Below are 341 nucleotides of genomic sequence, written 5' to 3'. Positions count from 1 at the left end.
ACCACTGCGCTCATCCTGCCCGAGCTTGAATTTCACTTCCATCTTGTCGATAGGCATGGTGTAACCGAGAATATTCGGCAGGCGGCGTCCCATGCCACCGGGCCCAAGCTCTTTCATCTGCCACGGCTTGTCACGGCCGCGCTCCATATGGGTCACCAGATCCTGCAAGTGCTGAACAGTCTCGGCATCGCTCATAATCTCCGGCTTGCCATGAATATGCGCGACCATAAAGCTCCATGTCGGCGCACTGTCACGCTGTGGATAGTTCGGATACCACGAGGAGGAGATATAGCTGCCCTGATCCATCAGAATAGCCACAGAAGGCAGACCGGAACGTAAAT

General features: G+C 55.1%; 1 protein-coding gene. It reads right to left on the bottom strand.

What is annotated here, in order from left to right:
* Positions 1-341, bottom strand: a 341-nt coding sequence (locus tag HBA93_RS19705) for an FMN-binding negative transcriptional regulator (protein ID WP_221724417.1), incomplete at both ends; no start/stop codon positions are given.

Origin of the sequence: Ochrobactrum sp. SFR4, assembly GCF_019730395.1 — a bacterium.
GTDB lineage: Bacteria > Pseudomonadota > Alphaproteobacteria > Rhizobiales > Rhizobiaceae > Pseudochrobactrum.
This window is presented reverse-complemented; position numbering and strand designations above follow the sequence as displayed.